Here is a 19,422-nt window from a genome sequence, read left to right as displayed (position 1 = left end):
GCAGTCTTTGTTATTCGGTGGGCTCGATCGGCGTGGAAACCAGAAGGCCTTCGTTGATCTCGCGGAGTGCGATGGACAGCGACTTCTCGTTCAGCTTGGTGTCAACCAGCGGGCCGACGTACTCGAACAGGCCCTCGTGCAGCTGTGCGTAGTAGGCGTTGATCTGGCGGGCGCGCTTGGCGCCGAAGATGACCAGGCCGTACTTGGAATCAGCAGCCTCAAGCAGCGAATCGATCGGCGGGTTGATGATGCCTTCAAGGTTCGTGGACACGAATTCTCCAAATTTTAGCGGGCCAACAAATGCAAGCGCTTAGCGCTGGTGCGGGGTAAGCCCCATGAGTGAAACAAGCTCGTCCGCTGCCCGGCGAACGTCGTCATTGATGACGGTGTGGTCAAACTCCGGTTCAGCAGCAAGTTCCAGTTTAGCGGTTTCCAGCCTGCGCTGCTGTTCCTCGGGAGTTTCAGTACCGCGGCCCACCAAGCGGCGGACCATTTCGTCCCAGCTGGGCGGTGCCAGGAACACGAAATTCGCGTCCGGGACGGCAGCCTTGACTTGTCGTGCGCCCTGGAGGTCGATCTCCAGCAGCACTGACTTGCCGTCGGCGATGGCCGCGTCCACCGTGCTGCGAAGCGTTCCATAGCGGTTCTGGCCGTGCACCACGGCCCACTCCAGAAGTTCACCCTCAGCTACCAGGGAGTCGAACTCCTCCGCGGACTTGAAGAAGTAGTGAACGCCATCCTTTTCGCCTGGACGCGCGGCCCGGGTGGTTGCCGAGACTGAGAGCCAAACCTCCGGATAGTTGTCCCTGATGTAGGTGGATACGGTTCCCTTGCCAACGGCAGTGGGGCCTGCAAGGACAGTCAGTCCGGGTTTCTTGCTCACGGATTCCTTCGGGGAGATGCGTCAAACGCTTTGCTGGGTATCCATAAAATCTACCAGCGCCCGGGCCTGATGAATTCCCAGTCCCCGGATGCGCCTGGATCCTGCAATGCCAATCTCCGCCATGATCCCCGCAGCCCTGACGGGCCCGATGCCCGGCAACGCCTCCAGCAATTCCACCACCCGCATGCGGGCTATCGCTTCATCCGTTGAACCGGAAGAGATCAGCTCCGCAACACTCACCTCTCCGCGCTTGAGCCGTTCCTTGGCAGCGGCACGCACGGCCCGCGCCTTGGCAGCCTTTTCAAGCGCAGCGGAGCGCTCCTGCGGTGTCAGCTCTTTAAGGCCCACTGCCAAACCCCTGTCAGATCGCAATTGTGATCCAGATCACGCGGACTGATCCTGAACCTACCGGCAGGGGCCCGGTTGCGCAATGAGGGTGGGCAACTTACTCGGAGCGAAGCCCGTCCAGCGTCTCTGCTGTTGCGGCACGCAGGCTCGCCAAAGACGGACCAGCGGCCAGGATCCCCCTGCTGGAGGTCGCCAGGACTGAGGGATAGGCATGGCCGAAAGTCGCCCGAAGATCAGCAGGAGTAGCGCCCTGCGCGCCGAGTCCGGGGGCGAGGATCGCGCCGCGGACAGGAGCCAAGTTGATGTCCAGGTCCTCAAGCGCGGAACCGATAGTAGCGCCAACAACCAAACCGACAGAACCTAGAACGCCCTGATACCGCTGGTTCTCCGCTGCAGCAGCGGCAACCATCCGGCGCGCCACGGAGTCGCTCCCGCCAACGTGCTGGACAGACTTTCCTTCAGGATTCGATGTCAGTGCAAGCACGAACACTCCCCTGCCATACTGCGCAGCAAGATCCAAAGCCGGCCGCAGCGACTCAAAGCCAAGGTACGGGCTCAGGGTCACCGAGTCCGCAGCCAAGGACGAACCATCCCGCAGCCAAGCATCCGCATACGCCGCCATGGTGGAGCCGATGTCCCCGCGCTTGGCATCGGCGATACTGAGCACGCCTGCCTCAGCGCATGCGGCCAGAGTGCGCTCCAGGGCCGCCATGCCGGCGGAGCCATGACGCTCATAGAGCGCCACCTGCGGCTTGACCGCGGCAGCGAGGGAAGCCACGGCCTCCACGACTGTCAACGAAAAGCGCTCCAGCCCCGCGGCGTCGTCGGTCAATCCCCAATCAGCCAAAAGCTGCGGGTGGGGGTCGATTCCGACGCAGAGCGGGCCGCGCGCGGCCATGGCGGCAGCCAGCCGGGAGCCAAAAGACTCCCGGACCGGCTGCTGCTCTTGCTGGGGTGAAGCAGACTCAGGCATTGGCTGCTTCCATTGCCGCCGACAGGTTGGCTGCGTGCTCCTGCAGGCTGGTCACCGACCATTCGTAGGTGCGCAGTGCCTCAATGGCCTGCACTGCGGCGTTGAACTCGGCAACGGTGGTGATGCAGGGAATGCCGATCGACGTTGCCGCGGCACGGAGCTCGTATCCGTCGCTGCGGGCTTCGCCACCGGAGGGCGTGTTGAAGACCATGTCGATCTCGCCGGCTATGACCAGATCCGCGATGGTGCCTTCGCCCTCGGCGCTGCTGCCCTCTGCCACCTTGCGGACCGGAGTCGCCTGGATGCCATTGCGGCGCAGGACGTCAGCAGTGCCACCGGTGGAAACAATCTCGAAGCCCAGGTCCGAGAGTCGCTTGACGCCCATGATCACGGAGCGCTTGTCACGGTTGGCCACCGAGACGAAGATCTTGCCCTCGGTAGGCAAGGCGTTGTTCGCAGCGGCCTGGCTCTTGGCGAACGCGGTGTCGAAGTGCTTGTCGATGCCCATGACTTCACCGGTGGAGCGCATTTCCGGGCCGAGCAGGGAGTCGACAACCTTGCCTTCAGGAGTACGGAAGCGGCTGAACGGAAGGACCGCTTCCTTGACGGCAACCGGGGCGTCCAAAGGCAGGGTGGAACCGTCGCCGGTTTCCGGCAGCATCTTGTAAGCGCCGCGGAGTTGGTTGATGGTCACGCCAGTACCAATGAGGGCAGCAGCCTTGGCCATCTGCACGCCCGTTGCCTTGGAGACGAACGGAACGGTGCGGGAAGCGCGCGGATTGGCTTCAAGGACGTACAGGACATCCGAGGCCAGCGCGAACTGGATGTTGATAAGTCCGCGGACGCCTACACCTTCGGCAATGGCACGGGTTGCCGTGCGCACACGCTCGATCACGTTGTTGCCAAGAGTAATCGGAGGAAGCACGCATGCGGAATCACCGGAGTGGATGCCCGCTTCTTCGATGTGTTCCATAATGCCGCCGAGGTACATGTCGGTGCCGTCGAAGAGTGCGTCGACGTCAATTTCGACCGCATCTTCAAGGAAGCGGTCAATCAGCACCGGGTGGTCCGGGGTGATTTCGGTGGCGTTGGCGATGTAGCGGGAGAGGTTGGCTTCGTCATAGACGATCTCCATACCGCGGCCGCCCAGGACGTAGGACGGACGGACCAGCACCGGGTAGCCGATTTCGTCGGCGATCTTCTTGGCGTCCTCGAAGGAAACGGCGGTGCCGTTCTTCGGGGAGGTCAGGCCGGCTTCATCCAGGACGCGGGCAAAGGCTCCACGGTGCTCTGCGAGGTCGATCGCTTCCGGCGAGGTGCCCAGGATCGGAACACCCGCGTCGGCGAGCTGCTGGGCCAGCTTCAGCGGGGTCTGGCCGCCGAGCTGTACGAAGACGCCCATAACGCCACCGGTGCGCTCCTCTGCGGCAATGACCTCAAGGACGTCCTCAAGGGTCAGCGGCTCGAAGTAGAGACGCGTGGAGACGTCGTAGTCCGTGGAGACGGTCTCGGGGTTGCAGTTGACCATGACCGTCTCATAGCCGGCCTTGCGCAGCGCCATGGAGGCGTGGACGCAGGAGTAGTCGAACTCGATTCCCTGGCCAATGCGGTTGGGACCCGAGCCCAGGATGATGACGGAGGGCTTGGCGTGCAGGCCTACTTCGTCTTCCTCGTCATAGGACGAGTAGTGGTACGGGGTGTAGGCGGCGAACTCTGCTGCACAGGTGTCAACCGTCTTGTAGACCGGACGAATGCCCAGCGCCTGTCGGACGCCCCGGACCACGGCCTCGTTGTTGTGCGTCAAAGCACCGATCTGCTCGTCGGAGAAGCCGTGACGCTTGGCGTTGCGCAGCATTTCCTCCGTGAGGACGCCGGCCTTGCGGATCTCCTGCGCGGTCTCGTTCAAGAGCTGCAGCTGATCCAGGAACCAGGGGTCGATCTTTGTGGCTTCGAAGAGGTCTTCCACCGTGGCGCCGCCCAGGAGCGCGCGCTGCACCTGGTGCAGGCGGTCCGTGGTGGGGCGCTTGGCCTTCTCAATGAGCTCGGCAACCTCGTACTCCGGCACGGAGCTGAAGTCCAGCTGCGAGCCCTTCTGCTCCAGTGAGCGAAGCGCCTTCTGCAGGGCCTCGGTGAAGTTGCGACCCATGGCCATGGCTTCACCAACAGACTTCATGGTGGTGGTCAGCGTGTTGTCGGCTGCCGGGAACTTCTCAAAGGCAAAGCGCGGAACCTTGACCACTACATAGTCCAAAGTGGGCTCGAACGAGGCCGGCGTCTTCTGGGTGATGTCGTTCGGGATCTCATCCAAGGTGTAGCCAAGGGACAGCTTGGTGGCGATCTTGGCGATGGCAAAGCCGGTTGCCTTGGAGGCCAGGGCGGAGGAACGGGATACGCGGGGGTTCATCTCGATGACCACCACACGACCCGTGGCGGGATCGATGGCGAACTGGATGTTGCAACCACCGGTGTCCACGCCCACTTCGCGAATGACCGCGATGGAGACGTCGCGCAGCTTCTGGTACTCGCGGTCCGTGAGGGTCAGCGCCGGGGCGACCGTGATGGAGTCACCGGTGTGGACACCTACGGGGTCGAAGTTCTCGATGGAGCACACAACAACGACGTTGTCGTTCTTGTCGCGCATCATCTCGAGCTCGTATTCCTTCCAGCCGAGGATGCTCTCTTCGAGCAGGACCTCGGTGGTGGGGCTGTACTGGAGGCCTTGGCCGACGATGCGGCGGAGGTCGTCCTCGTTGTAAGCCAGCCCGGAGCCCAGGCCACCCATGGTGAAGGACGGACGGACCACCATGGGGTAGCCCAGGTCCTCGGCAGCAGCGAAGGCCTCTTCCATGGTGTGGATGATGTGGCTGCGTGCGGACTCTGCGCCACAACGCTCCACGACGCCCTTGAACTTCTCGCGGTCTTCGCCGAGCTCAATGGCCGCAATATTCGCGCCGATGAGTTCCACGTTGTACTTCTCCAGCACACCGTTCTTGTCCAGCGCGATGGCCGTGTTCAACGCAGTCTGGCCACCCAAGGTGGGCAGGATGGCGTCCGGGCGCTCCTTGGCGATGATCTTCTCCACCACCTCAGGAGTGATGGGCTCCACATACGTGGCATCGGCGAACTCCGGGTCCGTCATGATGGTGGCCGGGTTGGAGTTCACCAGGATGACCCGCAGGCCCTCCTCCTTGAGGACGCGAAGCGCCTGGGTACCGGAGTAGTCGAACTCAGCCGCCTGGCCGATGACAATGGGGCCGGAACCGATGACAAGGACGCTCTTGAGATCTGTACGCTTGGGCATTACTTCTTGTCCTCAGTCTTGGAGTCGGTGGAGTTGGCGCCTGTGGCCTTGGACTTGGTGTCGGCCATGAGGTCGATGAAGCGGTCAAAGAGGTACGCAGCATCGTGCGGTCCGGCCGCGGCTTCGGGGTGGTACTGGACCGAGAACGCCGGGATGTCGAGGCAGGCGAGTCCTTCAACGACGTCGTCGTTCAACGAAACGTGGCTTACTTCCACGCGGCCGAAGCGCTCTTCCGGCGCCACGGTGGAACCGTTCAGCGGTGCGTCAACGGCGAAACCGTGGTTTTGCGAGGTGATTTCCACCTTGCCGGTGCGGCGGTCCATGACGGGCTGGTTGATGCCGCGGTGGCCGTAACGGAGCTTGTAGGTGCCGAAACCCAGGGCGCGGCCGAGGATCTGGTTACCGAAGCAGATGCCGAAGTATGGGAGCTTCTCATCAAGCACCGAGCGCAGAAGCGAGACCTGGTGGTCAGCTGTAGCGGGGTCGCCAGGTCCGTTGGACATGAAGAAGCCGTCCGGGTTGACCGCGTTGACGTCCTCAAGAGTGGACGTTGCAGGCAGGACGTGCACGCGCACGCCGCGCTCGGCGAAGCGGACCGGCGTCATGGCCTTGATGCCCAGGTCAACCGCCGCGATGGAGAAGCGCGGCTCACCTTCCCAGCCGTGGTCCTTGGGTTCCACAACGTAGGCCTCATCAATGGAGACTTCCTCAGCCAGCGCTGCGCCTTCCATGGGCGCACTGGCAAGGACAGCGTCCAGGAGCTCCTTGTCGCTGGCCTGTGCGGCCTCGCCGGAGAAAATGCCGGCGCGCATGGTTTTGTGCTCGCGGAGGTGGCGGGTGATGGCGCGAGTGTCTACGCCCTGGATGCCAACGATTCCCTGGTCCACCAGTTCATCATCGAGGCTGCGTTCGGAGCGCCAGTTTGAGGGGCGGCGGGCGGCGTCGCGCACAACATATCCGGCTACCCAGATGCGGCGGGATTCAGCGTCTTCGCTGTTGACGCCTGTGTTGCCGATGTGAGGCGCGGTCTGGACCACAAGCTGGCGGGCGTAGGAGGGATCAGTGATGGTCTCCTGGTACCCGGTCATGCCGGTGGCGAAGACGGCCTCACCGAGAGCCGTTCCCTGGGCTCCGTAGCTGCGGCCGCGGAACATGCGGCCGTCTTCGAGCACGAGTACTGCTGCTGAGGGGGCGGGTGTGGTGGCTGCTTTACTATCCGTCACTTTATTACTTTCCACTATCGGCATCTGCCTGAGGGGCTGCGGAGATCAATTCTTGGAGGGCTTCGAGGAGGAGCTGCTTGTCGGCTGCGTGCCTGGAACGGAATCCGGTGTCGAGTTCCCGGGAGCCAAGCTTCCAGTTGATGACCAGGAGTCCGTCCTTTTCGACGAACTTCCCGGCCATTCCGTTGGCTTCGCGGCTGTCCACCAGGGCTGAGCGCGGGATGAACACCGGGGCGGCGCCTGAACGGTCGAACAACGCACCTTCAGCGTGGATGCTCAGTTCCGCGTTGGTCCGGATACCCAGGCCCTGGACTGCTATCCGGTCCAGCCAGTCGCCCGCCGTGGTGGTGGCAACGTACTGGCCGTCCGAGACAACGGTGGCCGGCGTCAGCTGCTCCGGCACCTCGGGGAGGCGTTCGACGTCGGCTTGTCGCCTTAGCCGGTTCCGCCACCCCAGCCAGATCATCGCCAAAACGATGACGATCAGCGGCACCGTGATGAGCACGGTCAGTGTTTGGTTGTCCATCAGTTGCTGCTGACTGCCGGGTACCTGTACGGCGTGTTGAGCTGGCCATCAAGCACCGTGGGGTGGCCCTTGAAGAAGGTCGCCACCACGGATCCGGGCAGCTCTTTGCCCTTGAACGGTGAATTGCGGCCCATGGTTGCCATTTTATGGGGGTCAACGGTCCAACGCGCAGCCGGGTCCACCAGAATGACGTTGGCCGGCTCGCCAACCTCCAACGGACGGCCCTGATCGGCGACGCGACCGATGACTGCGGGCGTGAAGGACGTGACCCTTGCAAAGTCGGCCCACGTCATGAGGCCGGTTTCGATCATGGTCTCCTGGACCACGGACAGGGCAGTTTCAAGACCGGTCATGCCCATGGCTGCCTGCGCCCACTCGCATTCCTTATGCTCGCTGGGGTGCGGGGCGTGGTCGGTTCCCACCACGTCGATGGTGCCATCGGCCAAACCCTCGCGGAGCGCCTGAACATCGGCGTCGGTGCGCAGCGGGGGGTTGACCTTGTACACGGGGTCGTAGCTGCGGACCAGTTCATCGGTGAGGAGCAGGTGGTGCGGGGTGACCTCGGCAGTAACGTTGATCCCTCGCGCTTTCGCCCAGCGCACGATCTCCACGGAACCTGCAGTGGAGACATGGCATACGTGGAGGCGGGAACCAACATGCTGTGCAAGCAGAACGTCGCGGGCGATGATGCTTTCCTCTGCAACAGCCGGCCAGCCGGTGAGTCCGAGCACCGCAGACACAGTGCCTTCATTCATTTGAGCACCGGCGGTAAGGCGCGGCTCCTGCGCATGCTGGGCCACCACGCCGTCGAACGCTTTGACGTATTCCAGGGCACGGCGCATGAGGACGGGATCGTGTACGCAGATACCGTCGTCGGAGAACATCCGGACCTGGGCTCGGGAGTCAGCCATGGCACCCAACTCGGCGAGCTGCTCGCCGGCCAAGCCCACCGTCACCGCGCCGACAGGGCGCACATCCACCCAGCCGGACGCACGGCCCAGGCTGTGAACCTGCTCCACGACACCTGCAGTGTCGGCCACCGGGTTGCTGTTGGCCATCGCGTGGACAGCTGTGAAGCCGCCCAATGCTGCAGCCCGGGTACCGGTTTCCACCGTTTCGGCGTCTTCGCGGCCTGGTTCGCGCAAGTGGGTATGAACGTCCACCATGCCCGGCAGGGCCACGAGGCCCTGGGCGTCAATGACAGTTGCGTCGTCGGCCGACAGGTCCTTGCCGCGTGCTTCGATAACGCCGTCACGAATCAAGAGGTCTTCAGCTTCGCCGCCGAGGATGGCGGCCCCACGAATCAGGTAGGTGTTCTCGGCCATCAGTTGGTCTCCTTGCTGGACTGGCTTACGTTCGGGGCGGCTTCGCGGGAGTCCCCGGAGAGCAGCAGGTAAAGGGCGGCCATGCGGACCGAGACACCGTTCCGCACCTGCGCGAGCACGGTGGAACGCGGTGAATCTGCGGCCGCAGAAGATATCTCCAACCCCCGGTTCATGGGGCCTGGATGCATGATGATGGTGTCCTTCATGCCGAGGTCGTCCAGCATCCGGAGCCTGGCGTCATCGAAACCCCAGCGGCGCGAGTACTCGCGGGTTGAGGGGAAGAAGGACGCGTTCATGCGCTCACCCTGGACACGCAGCATCATCATGGCGTCGATGCCTGCTTCCAACGTCTCGTCCAGGTTGTAGCTGACTATGCAAGGCCAGTGCTCCACGCCGATGGGCAGCAGAGTAGGCGGCGCCACCAAGGTGACCTCGGCGCCAAGGGTCTTCAGCAACCAAACGTTGGACCGGGCGACACGGGAGTGCAAGACATCCCCGGCGATCGCTACGCGCATGCCCTTCAGATCTGCTCCCGTGGACTCAGTACCGTTGACCTGCGACCAATGGCGGCGCATGGTGAACGCATCCAACAGTGCCTGGGTAGGGTGCTCATGGGTACCGTCGCCGGCGTTAATGACAGCTGCGTCTATCCAGTCGGTGGCGGCGAGCCTGTGCGGCGCGCCGGAAGCCCAGTGGCGGATAACGACGGCGTCCGCGCCCATGGCTGCGAGTGTCTGCGCGGTGTCCTTAAGGGACTCCCCCTTGGAAACCGACGATCCTTTGGCGGCGAAGTTGATAACATCCGCTGACAGGCGTTTGGCTGCCGCCTCAAAGGAGATACGGGTACGGGTGGAGTCTTCGAAGAAAAGATTAACCACGGTGCGGCCGCGGAGTGCCGGGAGTTTCTTTACTTCACGCTCGCCGACGGCGGACATTTCCTCCGCCGTGTCCAAAACACGAACGGCGTCGAAGAGACTGAGGTTTTCGGTGGAAAGGAGGTGCTTCACTTGCCAGCCTCAATTACTACCTCGTTGACGGGCACGCCGTCCACGGAGTCGATCTCCTCGAGGTGGACCCGGACTTTTTCGGATGAGGAAGTGGGCAGGTTCTTGCCCACGTGGTCTGCCCGGATGGGAAGCTCGCGGTGGCCCCGGTCCACCAGCACAGCCAAGCGGACGATCCGTGGGCGGCCAAGGTCAACCAAAGCGTCCAGCGCGGCGCGAATGGTCCGACCGGAATAAAGAACGTCGTCGATCAGGACAACAACCTTGTTGTCGATCCCGGACAACGGGAGCCGTGTGTGGCGTGGGGGCCGCGTGGGCTGATGGGAGAGGTCGTCACGGAACATGGTGACATCCAGCTGGCCAACCATCGTCTCGGCGTTCACCGTGGGGTCGGCGGCCGCAATTTTGTTGGCAAGCCGCACTGCCAAAGGATAACCGCGGCTGGGAATGCCCAACAGGACAAGGTCCTGGGAGCCTTTATTGGCTTCGAGGATCTCGTGGGCGATACGAGTGAGCGCACGATCAATGTCCGCCTGATTGAGAACAACCCGCGACGGCACGTGCGCTGAAGTGACTTCAGTCATCGCTCGTCTCCCCTTTCCCCGCCTCACGGGACGGAATTAAAAAAGGAATATTTGCTTTTCAAAGCTACCACAGCGCCTCTTTCCCACCTCACCGGGGACGCCAGTGAAGCGTGAGTTTAAGCTCACACTCCGTACTGTGGAATAGGCTCTTGCCCATGACCATGAACCACCACGGCCAGCCCTATCCGCGGCCATACCTGGAACCTGGTGCCAACCCCACCTGGATCGGCCGCGTGCAGCCGGGGAACTATCAACCCGCCCCGGGTAATCCGACGTCACTACCCCAGCAAACCTGGGCCGCACCGCCAACACCCCCGGGACGCCGGTCCTGGGGGATGGTCCCCCTGCTCATTGCGGGAACTGTGCTGGTTCTGGGCAGTCTGTTGTTGGTAGTGCCGTTTCTGCTGGGCAACACCGGCATCACCGGTTTCGTGATCGGATTCATTGCCTCCCTGATTCCGCTGTCAGTGGTGCTGCTGACGGTGCGCCTGATCGACCGCTGGGAGCCCGAGCCGAAACGACTCCTCTGGTTCGCCTTTACGTGGGGTGCGGCCGTCTCCATTGCCGGTACGTTGCTGATCCAGCCGCTCTTCGCACTTGCCGCACCAACCTCCAGCGAAGAAGCTTTCACCTACTTCATGGCCACGGTGCAGGCCCCCATCGTGGAAGAGTTCACCAAATCGCTGGGGCTGCTGGTCCTGATTTTGGCAGCACGCAAGTACTTTGACGGACCTGTTGACGGTGTCGTGTTCGCCTTCACCATCGCCGCCGGCTTCGCCTTCACGGAGAACATCCTCTACTTTGGTCGCGAAATAGCCTCGTCCGCCGATCCCGGAACTGACTTGGTCCGCATCTTCATCCTCCGCGGGGTCATGTCCCCGTTCGCCCACGCGGTGTTCACGGGAACAACCGGACTGATTATGGGCTTCGCCGCCCGGAAATGGCACTCAGGGTACGCGGTCCTTGCGTTCTTCGTCGGCTTGCTGCCCGCGATGTTCCTGCACAACCGTTGGAACAGCATGGGACAGAACTTCCTGGTGGAGTACTTTGTGGTCCAGGTGCCGATCTTCCTGGTCGCCGCCGCAGGCATCATCCTTCTCCGTGTCGCCGAAGGAAAGCTCACCCGCCAACGGCTCCTCGAGTACGCCCGGGCAGGTTGGTTCACTCCAGCTGAAGTGGAGATGCTGGCCACGTCACGAGGCCGCCGACAGGCCGTTCGCTGGGCGTCTTCGCGCGGGCGTGGTCACCAGATGAAGTCATTCATCAAAGGTGCCACTGCACTGGCGTTTACCCGGCAACGGATACTGAGTGGCCGCGACGTCCACATCCACCAGCACGATGAGCTTGAGCATCTGCGCAGGATCCCCACCCTCCGGGCGGCGGTGCTTCAGTGACGCAAGAGGCCGTCCTCCAGTAACGCAAGAAGGACCCGCATCCTGTGGATGCGGGTCCTTTCTTGTCTTATCGCGGTTTGTCTTACCGCGCATAGCTCATCGCTGTGAATGCCTACGCGAGGAGAGAAGGTTTGAGCTTCTGCAAACGGCCAAGAAGCCCGTTGATGAAGGCCGGCGACTCGTCCGTGGACATCGTCTTGGCGAGGGCCACGGCTTCGCTGACAGCTACTCCGTCCGGAACTTCGTCATTGTAGAGAAGTTCCCAGGCGCCAATGCGAAGGATGATGCGGTCTACCGACGGCATCCGTTCCAACGTCCAGCCTTGAGCGTAGGTCTGCAGGAACTCATCGATGGTCGCCTGCATGGAAACGACACCTTCCACGATTTCCACCGTGTACGGGTTGATGACAAGATCGGTCTTCTCCCGACGCGCTGTCATCGCGTCGAAAGCCGAAACAGAGCGCTGCTCTGCCTCGAAAAGTACTTCAAGCGCCCTGCTACGGGCTTTACCGCGTGCGCTCACTAGTCGTTGACCCGGCCCAAGTAGCTGCCATCGCGGGTGTCTACCTTGACCTTGGTGCCCTGCTCAACGAACAGGGGAACCTGGATTTCGTAGCCCGTCTCCACAGTTGCGGGCTTGGTGCCCGCCGAGGAGCGGTCGCCCTGAAGGCCCGGTTCCGTGTAGGTGATTTCAAGGACGACGCTCGGGGGCAATTCGATGTACAGCGGCGTGCCCTCGTGGATGGCAATATTGACCATCTGGTTCTCGAGCATGAAGTTGGTAGCGTCGCCTACAGTAGCGCCGGACACAGTGATCTGGTCGTAGTCCTGGGTGTCCATGAAGACGAAATCTTCGCCGTCCTGGTACAGGTACTGGTAGTCACGGCGGTCAACCGTTGCGGTTTCAATCTTCAGGCCGGCGTTGAAGGTCTTATCGACCACCTTGCCGGACATGACGTTGCGCATTTTGGTGCGAACGAACGCTCCGCCCTTGCCCGGCTTGACGTGCTGGAACTCAATGATGTTCCAGAGCTGGCCCTCGAGCTTCAGTACGGTCCCGTTCTTGATGTCGTTTGTGGTTGCCACTCGTATCCTCTGGTTTCTCTCACTGGTTCAAGCTGCCAGTTTGTCTATGCCAAGCAGGCATGCCAAACGGCCCGCCAGCGCGTATTTATCAAAAATCCAAGAACCATTCTACCGGCAAATACACCTAAGACTTGCGGGCGCGGTTTCCCGGGGCGTCAGGAAGCCAGTTCCAGGACATTCCGCGCCCTTTGCAGGGCTACGGCGGAGGAGTAGATCAGCGCGGCATCAGCAGCCATGGCTACGCGTAGATCCAGGGCCTTGGCGAATTCCTCGGATGCGGCAAGCGCGTTCCCGCTGACGAAATATGCCCGGCCCAGATATTGGTGCACGATAGCTTCCTTCGAGCTGCCTTGGACATCCTGCAAGAGATGCCTGAACAACTGCACAGCACGGTCCAGCCGGTTGGTTGCGCGGTGGACTTCAGCTTCAAAAATCCTCAACCGGAACGACTCCGGATCCTTGTAGCGCGCTTCGGCCAACAGCTCCGCTGCCTCGTTCGGCTGGTTATCCAGCAGGAGAGCCATGATGCGATCCGCGGGGTCTTCCGAGGCCGCAAGGGCGGACTCCATGACTTCCTCATTGACAACCACGGGAAGCAAAGTATCCGGGTTCATCCGGACTCCGGGGAAGCCGGCTGTGGGCCAATCACTGACGCCTTCGCGCAGAGTGACAGTCATGATGCGATCTCCTGGTATGCGGCAAACAGGAGTGACGTGTCAGGGACTTCCAGGATGCCCGGCTTGGCTACGCCGTCGAGGACCACGAACCGGAGAAGATCGCCGCGGGACTTCTTGTCCCGGCGCATTCCGTCCAGAAGACCCTGCCAGCGGTCCCTGCGGTACGTGATGGGCAAACCGAGGCTCTCCAGGATGGTGCGGTGGCGGTCTGCATCGGCATCGGACAAACGCCCCACGCTGCGGGACAACTCGGCAGCGAACATCATTCCCACGGAAACGGCGGCACCGTGACGCCATGAGTATCGTTCAACGAGCTCGATGGCGTGGCCAAGCGTGTGACCGTAGTTCAGGATTTCGCGGAGGCCGGATTCCTTGAGGTCCTGGGAAACGACATCGGCCTTAACCGAAATCGCGCGTTCAATGAGCTCGCGGACAACATCCGATCCCGGGTCCATCACAGCGTCGGTGTTCTTCTCGACGAGGTCGAGGATCGCGGGATCAGCGATGAAGCCGCATTTGATGACCTCGGCCATCCCGGAAATGAGCTCGTTCTTCGGCAACGTCTGGAGTGTGTCCAGGTCGGCCAGGACAGCGGCCGGCGGATGGAAGGAGCCCACGAGGTTCTTGCCTTCGGCCGTGTTGATTCCGGTCTTGCCTCCCACGGAAGCATCCACCATGCCCAGCAAACTCGTGGGCATGTGGATTACTTTGACCCCACGAAGCCAGGTGGCTGCCACGAAGCCGGCGAGGTCCGTGACTGCGCCTCCACCTACTGCCACGATGGCATCGGAGCGTGTGAAATCATTCTGGCCCAGCACTTGCCAGCAAAAAGCGGCCACCTGGATGTGTTTGCCTTCTTCGGCATCCGGGATTTCGGCCGTGAGGGCCGTGAATCCCGCAGCTTCAAGCTCGTCCCGGACGGTATCGCCGGTCAGCCGGAGGGCCCTCGGGTGGATCACCAGTACTCGCCGTACACGCTCGCCGAGCTTGGCAGGCAGCGTGTCCAACAGGCCGCGGCCCACCACGACGTCGTAGTTCTCATTAACGGACTGGCCGGTCACCTTGATGACAGTTGCTTCGTTGCTCACTTTTCAACTTCCTCTTTCAAGGCTGCATGCTGGAGCAGCCGCTCCTCCAATAGGAGGCCGATTTCCGCCACGGACCCGGAACGGACATCCATGACTATGTCCGCGAGACGCTCATAGACCGGGCGCCTGGTGGCAAACAAAGCTTCCCAGCGGGTCATGGCGTCGCCCTGCAGCAGGGGTCTGCCTGTGTTCCGCGCAATCCTGTCTGCGACTGTTTCCGCGTCACACTCCAGATAGACCACGGTGCACTCCCCCAGCAGTTGCTGGGTCCCGGAGTCAAGCACCGCACCTCCGCCCAGGGAAATAATGGCGGGCTCGACCTTGGCCGACTCGATGGCCTTGGCCACAGTCCGCGCTTCAATCTGGCGGAAGGCGTGTTCTCCCCTGCCGGCGAAAATATCTGCGATGCTGCCGTGGGCAGCAACCACCACTGCGTCGGTGTCCACGAACGGGAGATGGAGTTGCTGGGCCAGTTGCTGGCCGATCGCCGATTTTCCAACGGCCATGGGGCCTACGAGGACAACGGGGCGGCCATCCGGGATAGCGCGGCCCACTACCGGCCGACCGAGTCCAGGGTGGCCGGGATGCTCTCGAGGTAGCTCTGCAGGTTCCGCTGGGTCTCCGGCACGGAGTCGCCACCAAATTTCTCCGCAACAGCTTCTGCGAGAACCAGTGCCACCATGGCTTCGGCAACAACGCCGGCGGCGGGAACCGCGCAGACATCCGAACGCTGGTGGTGGGCCTTAGCAGGCTCACCGGTACTCACGTCGATGGTGCGCAGTGCACGTGGAACGGTTGCGATCGGCTTCATGGCTGCCCGAACACGAAGAACCTCACCGATGCTCATACCACCTTCGATGCCACCGGCGCGGTTGGTCTGACGAACGATCTTGCCGTTTTCGTCCTTAAGGATTTCGTCATGTGCAGCAGAACCGCGACGGGCGGCCGTGAGGAAGCCGTCGCCGACCTCTACTCCCTTAATAGCCTGAATACCCATGAGTGCGGCCGCGAGGCGGGAGTCGAGGCGACGATCCCAGTGAACGTAGCTGCCAAGTCCCGGGGGAAGCCCGTATGCCAAGACCTCCACTACGCCACCAAGGGTTTCACCTTCCTTGTGGGCGGCATCCACCTCGGCCACCATCGCATTCGACGTCTCACGGTCGAAGCAGCGCAAGGGATCTGCGTCAAGTGCTATGACGTCCTTCGGCAACGGCAGGGGCCGGCCTTCCGGAACGGTCACGCTGGCGATGGAAACAGTGTGGCTGACCAGCTCGATGCCCAATTGCTTCAGGAACTGGGCAGCAACGGTACCTAGTGCCACGCGTGTGGCGGTCTCGCGTGCGCTGGCACGCTCGAGGACCGGACGGGCTTCGTCGAACCCATATTTCTGCATTCCCGTGAAGTCGGCGTGCCCGGGGCGCGGACGAGTCAGAGGTGCATTGCGGGCTTGGTCGGCGAGGACTTCAGGGTCCACGGGATCAGCAGACATGATCTGCTCCCACTTGGGCCACTCGGTGTTACCAACCTGGATGGCTACTGGGCCACCCTGAGTGAGTCCGTGGCGGACGCCACCCATGATGGTGACCTCGTCCTGCTCGAACTTCATGCGGGCACCACGGCCATAGCCCAGGCGGCGACGCGCCAACGCGTCACGAATCTGCCCGCTGGTGAGTTCAACACCGGCAGGCACGCCTTCAACAATTCCGATCAGGGCCGGACCATGGGATTCACCGGCAGTCAACCAACGCAACATATAACCAATCCTGCCATGTAAGGCTTCTAGAACACTCGCCGGGGAAGCCCGACTGAGTCGCACATCACATCTATGACGGCGGCATCCACGTCACAGCCGCTGAAGCGCCTGATCTGCTCGGCCGCCTGATACATCAGCATCTCCAGGCCAGGGACTACCGCTCCCCCGTGGCCTTGCCACACTTCCGCCAAGCGGCTGGGCCAAGGATCGTAGGCGACATCCAGCAGGACGCCGCCCCCGGTTCGCGGCAAAGCTGCAAGCTCCTCAGCCAACGGATCAGCGGCACGCGGCGGAAATGTGGAGATCACCAGATTCATTCCGGCCACAGCGGACGCTGCTTCGGTCAACGGCCGGACGGCGAGGGAAAGTCCGACGGCGGCCGCTGCGGCTTGCGCATCACCGGCACGTCCGGCGTCGCGAACGAAAACATCGACGTGACGGGCACCGAGTTCCTTTACAGCTGCGACGGCCGCAGCCGATGTCCCGCCGCCACCAAGGATGGCTGCGTGGGGTGCTGCAACCACGCCCGCGTAGCGGACCGCCTCGACGATGCCGGCCACATCAGTGTTGTAACCCACCCGGCGCACCTGTGCGCCATCACGCTCGAAAACAACGGTGTTGATGACGCCCAAGTGGGCGCCGGCTCCGCGAACTTCGTCCACTTGGCTGATCATGGCCGATTTCAGCGGCATGGTCACCGAGAGGCCGCACCAGGTGTCATCACCGCGAAGTGACTCCATGAACCCTGGGAGCCTTTCAACAGTGACGTCAATCGCCGAGTATTCGATGTCCACGCCCAACGTGGCATAGGCAGCAGAGTGCAGGGCCGGAGACTTCGAATGTGAGATCGGATGCCCCAGAACTGCGGCACGACGACTCACACACACCGTCCTGCGTTAGCCTGGCACCACGCATTGTACTGCTCAACGTAGGTGTTGTGCTCGGCCAGTGTCTTGGAGAACCGGGTCTCCTTGGTGTCCAGGTTGATGGTCACCCAGTAGAGGTATTCGTTCGGCGTCGGCTTTGCTGCAGCATCAATGGCAGTCTTACCTGGAGAACCGATGGGTCCCACCGGCAGCCCAACGTTGGCGTAGGTGTTGTACGCGTTGGACTTGTCCGCCTTTTCTTCCTCCGTGAGGTGGAAGGACTTCTTCCCCAGCCCGTACGTCACAGTGGCGTCGGACTGGATGAGGCCGCTGGTCTCAACATTGTTGGGTTTGAGCCTGTTGTAAATGGCGCCGGCCACGTTTCCGTAGTCTGCCTGGCCGCCTTCAGCCTGGACGATGCTGGCAATGGTTACAGTGTCGTACTGCTTGGCCGGGTCCGTTACTCCCTGGGCTTTGAGTTCATCAAGGGTAGTGTTCACCAGCTTCTGGATGATGTCCTTGGCGGATGTACCGAGTTCAAAGCGGTACTCCCCCGGCGCCAGGAAGCCCTCCAGGTTCTTGGCCTTGGCAGGCACTCCGAATTGACCCGGCGCTTGGTTGAGGGCATTGAGCTGTTGCATGGGTATGCCCGAGCCCTTGGAGATGGCCTCCAGCGATTCGTTGATACGCAGACCTGCGCTCAGGGCGAAGTACATGACCTTGGATGCGTCCTTGTTCACCAGCACAGCCACGGCGTCGGAGTTCTTCATCTCCGTACGGAACGTGAAGTCCCCGGGAGAGAGCTCCCCGCCCTCGCTCAGGAATGCCTCAACAAAAGCGTCGGAGTCGGCAACCACGCGCTTTTGCACGAGGTCGTTTGCCACGGCTTTGGGACCGGATCCCTCAGGAACAGTAATGGTGACCGAGCCCGTTCCCGGGCCCGGAAAGTCGGTAACCCTGTCCATGCCCAGCAAGGGCTTCAGGAACTGCGCACCTATGGCGATGGCGGCAACGAAGACACCCAGCGTGATCAGAAGGGCCAATACACGACGACGGCGGCGGGCCTTCTTCGCGGCGGCCTTGGACGCTGGACTGGCTACAGGGGCAATGAGGTCATGGTGGTGGTCATCATGGAGATGAACGTCACCGTGAAGTTCTTCATGGATGCCGGGCTCGTAGTGGGCATCGTAAGCCGCGTACTCGTGGTCGTCGGCGTGAGCCTCGGGGTGTCCTACTAAAACAGCTTCGTGTTCGATGTCACCGTGCAGGGCGTGATCGTGCAGGTGGTGATCACGCTGGGCGGGATCGTCCTGAACATTACCGTCCTGAACCTCACCGCGAGCAAGCTCGTCATACTCATGGTCTTCGTGGAAGTCTGCTTCGTCTTGGTGGACTTCCTGGTGGTGGCCTTCCGGCCCACCATGCGCCTCAGCCGCGTGAGTTGTGGCGTCGGCCGCCTCTTCGAGAGGTGCCTCTGGCTGCGGGGCGGCCACGTGCTGGGTTTCGGCCGCGGCTGCTGCGGCTGCCGGGGGTGCAACGGGAGTTGGCGGCGCCACGGGAGTTGGGGGCGCCACAGGAGTCGGGGGCGTCACCGGGGTGGGTTGAACAGCCGGGACGGGTCGCGGCAGTTCTGGCTCAACGTCTGCTGAGGGAGCCGCCTCTCCGGGAGTCGCTTCGGGAACGGGCACCACATTGTGGTTCTGCGTGGCGAGGAATCGTTCACGCGCCCGCAGCTCTTTGCGGGTCAGCGACATACCGCCGCCGGCGGTACCGCTGGAGGGGTCGTTGTTGACCGGGCTCACAGTTGCAGTCCCCTCTTAGAAGAATCGGTTTCAAGGCCGGAGGCAGCCCGCAGTGTTGGGGCACTGCTGGGTTTTTCGGACTGCACCGGTGCCTGCACTCGGCGGCCAACGTCCGTTCCTCTGGCTTTTTGCATGTCGATTGCGTGCTGCAGTATTCCAGCAGCGGCAACCTGATCAACCACTTTACGGTGGTTCTTGCTGCTCATGCCAGCTTGGTGCAGGTTGCGGTGTGCCGTAACAGTTGAAAGTCGCTCATCCACGAGGTTTACGGGAACGTCCAAACCGACACGCAGAAGCTCGCTTACAAGGAGGTCCGCATAGTCCATGGCCATTTGCGCAGACGCGCGCTCCTCGCCTTTCATGGTGCGGGGAAGACCCACGAAAATCTGGACCGCCGGCAAATCCGCGGCGTGCTTGACCAGTACGCGCACATCGGAGTTCTTCTTGCTGTCCCGCCCGATAGTCTTCAACGGCGTCGCCAAAATCCCGTCGGGATCACAGACGGCCAGGCCTACCCGGACGGTACCGACGTCTACCCCCAGCTTTATACCGTGGGGGTAGACGCCACTGTGAGTACTGGAAGCCACCG

At 62.2% G+C, this 19,422-nt stretch carries 20 protein-coding genes; 1 reads left to right on the top strand and 19 read right to left on the bottom strand.

Annotated features, from left to right (window positions below; genetic code table 11):
• Window positions 1-10: 10 nt before the first annotated feature.
• From rpoZ to pyrR, 10 genes are all read right to left on the bottom strand, one after another.
• Window positions 11-271, bottom strand: a complete 261-nt coding sequence (gene rpoZ / locus AC1RJY_RS10230; protein WP_011774945.1) for a DNA-directed RNA polymerase subunit omega — start codon at window positions 269-271, stop codon at window positions 11-13.
• Window positions 272-310: 39 nt separating this feature from the next.
• A complete protein-coding gene (gene gmk, locus AC1RJY_RS10225; RefSeq protein WP_011774946.1) occupies window positions 311-883 on the bottom strand; it encodes a guanylate kinase in 573 nt (190 codons plus the stop codon).
• A gap of 21 nt (window positions 884-904) precedes the next feature.
• The gene (gene mihF / locus AC1RJY_RS10220) at window positions 905-1,231 is read right to left on the bottom strand and encodes an integration host factor, actinobacterial type (protein WP_014921972.1); all 327 of its coding nucleotides are present in this window, start codon (window positions 1,229-1,231) and stop codon (window positions 905-907) included.
• A gap of 97 nt (window positions 1,232-1,328) precedes the next feature.
• Complete coding sequence (gene pyrF, locus AC1RJY_RS10215; protein WP_498602248.1) at window positions 1,329-2,204, bottom strand: orotidine-5'-phosphate decarboxylase; 876 nt, start codon at window positions 2,202-2,204, stop codon at window positions 1,329-1,331.
• The gene (carB, locus tag AC1RJY_RS10210) at window positions 2,197-5,505 is read right to left on the bottom strand and encodes a carbamoyl-phosphate synthase large subunit (protein WP_011774949.1); all 3,309 of its coding nucleotides are present in this window, start codon (window positions 5,503-5,505) and stop codon (window positions 2,197-2,199) included. The genes pyrF and carB overlap by 8 nt, the downstream gene beginning before the upstream one ends.
• Complete coding sequence (gene carA, locus AC1RJY_RS10205; protein ID WP_014921973.1) at window positions 5,505-6,752, bottom strand: glutamine-hydrolyzing carbamoyl-phosphate synthase small subunit; 1,248 nt, start codon at window positions 6,750-6,752, stop codon at window positions 5,505-5,507. The genes carB and carA overlap by 1 nt, the downstream gene beginning before the upstream one ends.
• Complete coding sequence (locus AC1RJY_RS10200; RefSeq protein WP_011774951.1) at window positions 6,733-7,254, bottom strand: PH-like domain-containing protein; 522 nt, start codon at window positions 7,252-7,254, stop codon at window positions 6,733-6,735. The genes carA and AC1RJY_RS10200 overlap by 20 nt, the downstream gene beginning before the upstream one ends.
• Window positions 7,254-8,579 carry a dihydroorotase gene (locus tag AC1RJY_RS10195; protein WP_011774952.1) on the bottom strand — a complete coding sequence of 442 codons (1,326 nt, stop codon included), beginning with the start codon at window positions 8,577-8,579 and terminating at the stop codon, window positions 7,254-7,256. Before AC1RJY_RS10195 ends, AC1RJY_RS10200 begins: the two co-directional genes overlap by 1 nt.
• Window positions 8,579-9,586 (bottom strand): aspartate carbamoyltransferase catalytic subunit, encoded by a 1,008-nt coding sequence (locus AC1RJY_RS10190; protein ID WP_498602247.1) that lies wholly within the window; start codon window positions 9,584-9,586, stop codon window positions 8,579-8,581. Before AC1RJY_RS10190 ends, AC1RJY_RS10195 begins: the two co-directional genes overlap by 1 nt.
• The gene (pyrR, locus tag AC1RJY_RS10185) at window positions 9,583-10,167 is read right to left on the bottom strand and encodes a bifunctional pyr operon transcriptional regulator/uracil phosphoribosyltransferase PyrR (RefSeq protein WP_014921974.1); all 585 of its coding nucleotides are present in this window, start codon (window positions 10,165-10,167) and stop codon (window positions 9,583-9,585) included. Before pyrR ends, AC1RJY_RS10190 begins: the two co-directional genes overlap by 4 nt.
• A 110-nt stretch (window positions 10,168-10,277) precedes the next feature.
• Here pyrR and AC1RJY_RS10180 point away from each other — a divergent pair, with 110 nt between their 5' ends.
• Complete coding sequence (locus tag AC1RJY_RS10180; protein WP_498602246.1) at window positions 10,278-11,561, top strand: PrsW family intramembrane metalloprotease; 1,284 nt, start codon at window positions 10,278-10,280, stop codon at window positions 11,559-11,561.
• A 112-nt stretch (window positions 11,562-11,673) separates the two neighbouring features.
• Here AC1RJY_RS10180 and nusB read toward each other — a convergent pair whose 3' ends face one another.
• From nusB to ruvX, 9 genes are all read right to left on the bottom strand, one after another.
• A complete protein-coding gene (gene nusB, locus AC1RJY_RS10175; RefSeq protein ID WP_011774956.1) occupies window positions 11,674-12,084 on the bottom strand; it encodes a transcription antitermination factor NusB in 411 nt (136 codons plus the stop codon).
• Complete coding sequence (gene efp / locus AC1RJY_RS10170) at window positions 12,084-12,647, bottom strand: elongation factor P (protein ID WP_011774957.1); 564 nt, start codon at window positions 12,645-12,647, stop codon at window positions 12,084-12,086. The genes nusB and efp overlap by 1 nt, the downstream gene beginning before the upstream one ends.
• A gap of 155 nt (window positions 12,648-12,802) precedes the next feature.
• Window positions 12,803-13,324 carry a tetratricopeptide repeat protein gene (locus AC1RJY_RS10165; protein ID WP_011774958.1) on the bottom strand — a complete coding sequence of 174 codons (522 nt, stop codon included), beginning with the start codon at window positions 13,322-13,324 and terminating at the stop codon, window positions 12,803-12,805.
• Window positions 13,321-14,412, bottom strand: a complete 1,092-nt coding sequence (aroB, locus tag AC1RJY_RS10160) for a 3-dehydroquinate synthase (RefSeq protein WP_011774959.1) — start codon at window positions 14,410-14,412, stop codon at window positions 13,321-13,323. Before aroB ends, AC1RJY_RS10165 begins: the two co-directional genes overlap by 4 nt.
• On the bottom strand, window positions 14,409-14,966 hold the full coding sequence (locus AC1RJY_RS10155; protein WP_011774960.1) for a shikimate kinase: 558 nt from the start codon (window positions 14,964-14,966) through the stop codon (window positions 14,409-14,411). The genes aroB and AC1RJY_RS10155 overlap by 4 nt, the downstream gene beginning before the upstream one ends.
• On the bottom strand, window positions 14,966-16,165 hold the full coding sequence (aroC, locus tag AC1RJY_RS10150) for a chorismate synthase (RefSeq protein WP_014921976.1): 1,200 nt from the start codon (window positions 16,163-16,165) through the stop codon (window positions 14,966-14,968). The genes AC1RJY_RS10155 and aroC overlap by 1 nt, the downstream gene beginning before the upstream one ends.
• 26 nt (window positions 16,166-16,191) lie before the next feature.
• Entirely contained in the window at window positions 16,192-17,046 is an 855-nt protein-coding gene (locus AC1RJY_RS10145; RefSeq protein WP_014921977.1) for a shikimate dehydrogenase, read from the bottom strand.
• Window positions 17,043-18,833, bottom strand: a complete 1,791-nt coding sequence (mltG, locus tag AC1RJY_RS10140) for an endolytic transglycosylase MltG (RefSeq protein WP_498602245.1) — start codon at window positions 18,831-18,833, stop codon at window positions 17,043-17,045. Before mltG ends, AC1RJY_RS10145 begins: the two co-directional genes overlap by 4 nt.
• Window positions 18,830-19,420: a Holliday junction resolvase RuvX gene (ruvX, locus tag AC1RJY_RS10135; RefSeq protein WP_011774964.1), complete on the bottom strand. Its 591-nt coding sequence runs from the start codon at window positions 19,418-19,420 to the stop codon at window positions 18,830-18,832. The genes mltG and ruvX overlap by 4 nt, the downstream gene beginning before the upstream one ends.
• Window positions 19,421-19,422: the final 2 nt, after the last annotated feature.

This window comes from Arthrobacter sp. GW822-FHT05G07, from assembly GCF_058799755.1.
The sequence above is the reverse complement of the archived record's forward strand: the minus strand, read 5'-3'. Positions and strand labels throughout refer to the sequence as shown.

Coding starts and splice junctions, on each gene's coding strand:
- aroC (WP_014921976.1), bottom strand. CDS start 16,165: ATGTTGCGTTGGTTGACTGCCGGTGAATCCCATGGTCCGGCCCTGATC.
- AC1RJY_RS10165 (WP_011774958.1), bottom strand. CDS start 13,324: ATGACTGTCACTCTGCGCGAAGGCGTCAGTGATTGGCCCACAGCCGGC.
- carB (WP_011774949.1), bottom strand. CDS start 5,505: ATGCCCAAGCGTACAGATCTCAAGAGCGTCCTTGTCATCGGTTCCGGC.
- pyrR (WP_014921974.1), bottom strand. CDS start 10,167: ATGACTGAAGTCACTTCAGCGCACGTGCCGTCGCGGGTTGTTCTCAAT.
- AC1RJY_RS10195 (WP_011774952.1), bottom strand. CDS start 8,579: ATGGCCGAGAACACCTACCTGATTCGTGGGGCCGCCATCCTCGGCGGC.
- carA (WP_014921973.1), bottom strand. CDS start 6,752: ATGCCGATAGTGGAAAGTAATAAAGTGACGGATAGTAAAGCAGCCACC.
- AC1RJY_RS10200 (WP_011774951.1), bottom strand. CDS start 7,254: ATGGACAACCAAACACTGACCGTGCTCATCACGGTGCCGCTGATCGTC.
- pyrF (WP_498602248.1), bottom strand. CDS start 2,204: ATGCCTGAGTCTGCTTCACCCCAGCAAGAGCAGCAGCCGGTCCGGGAG.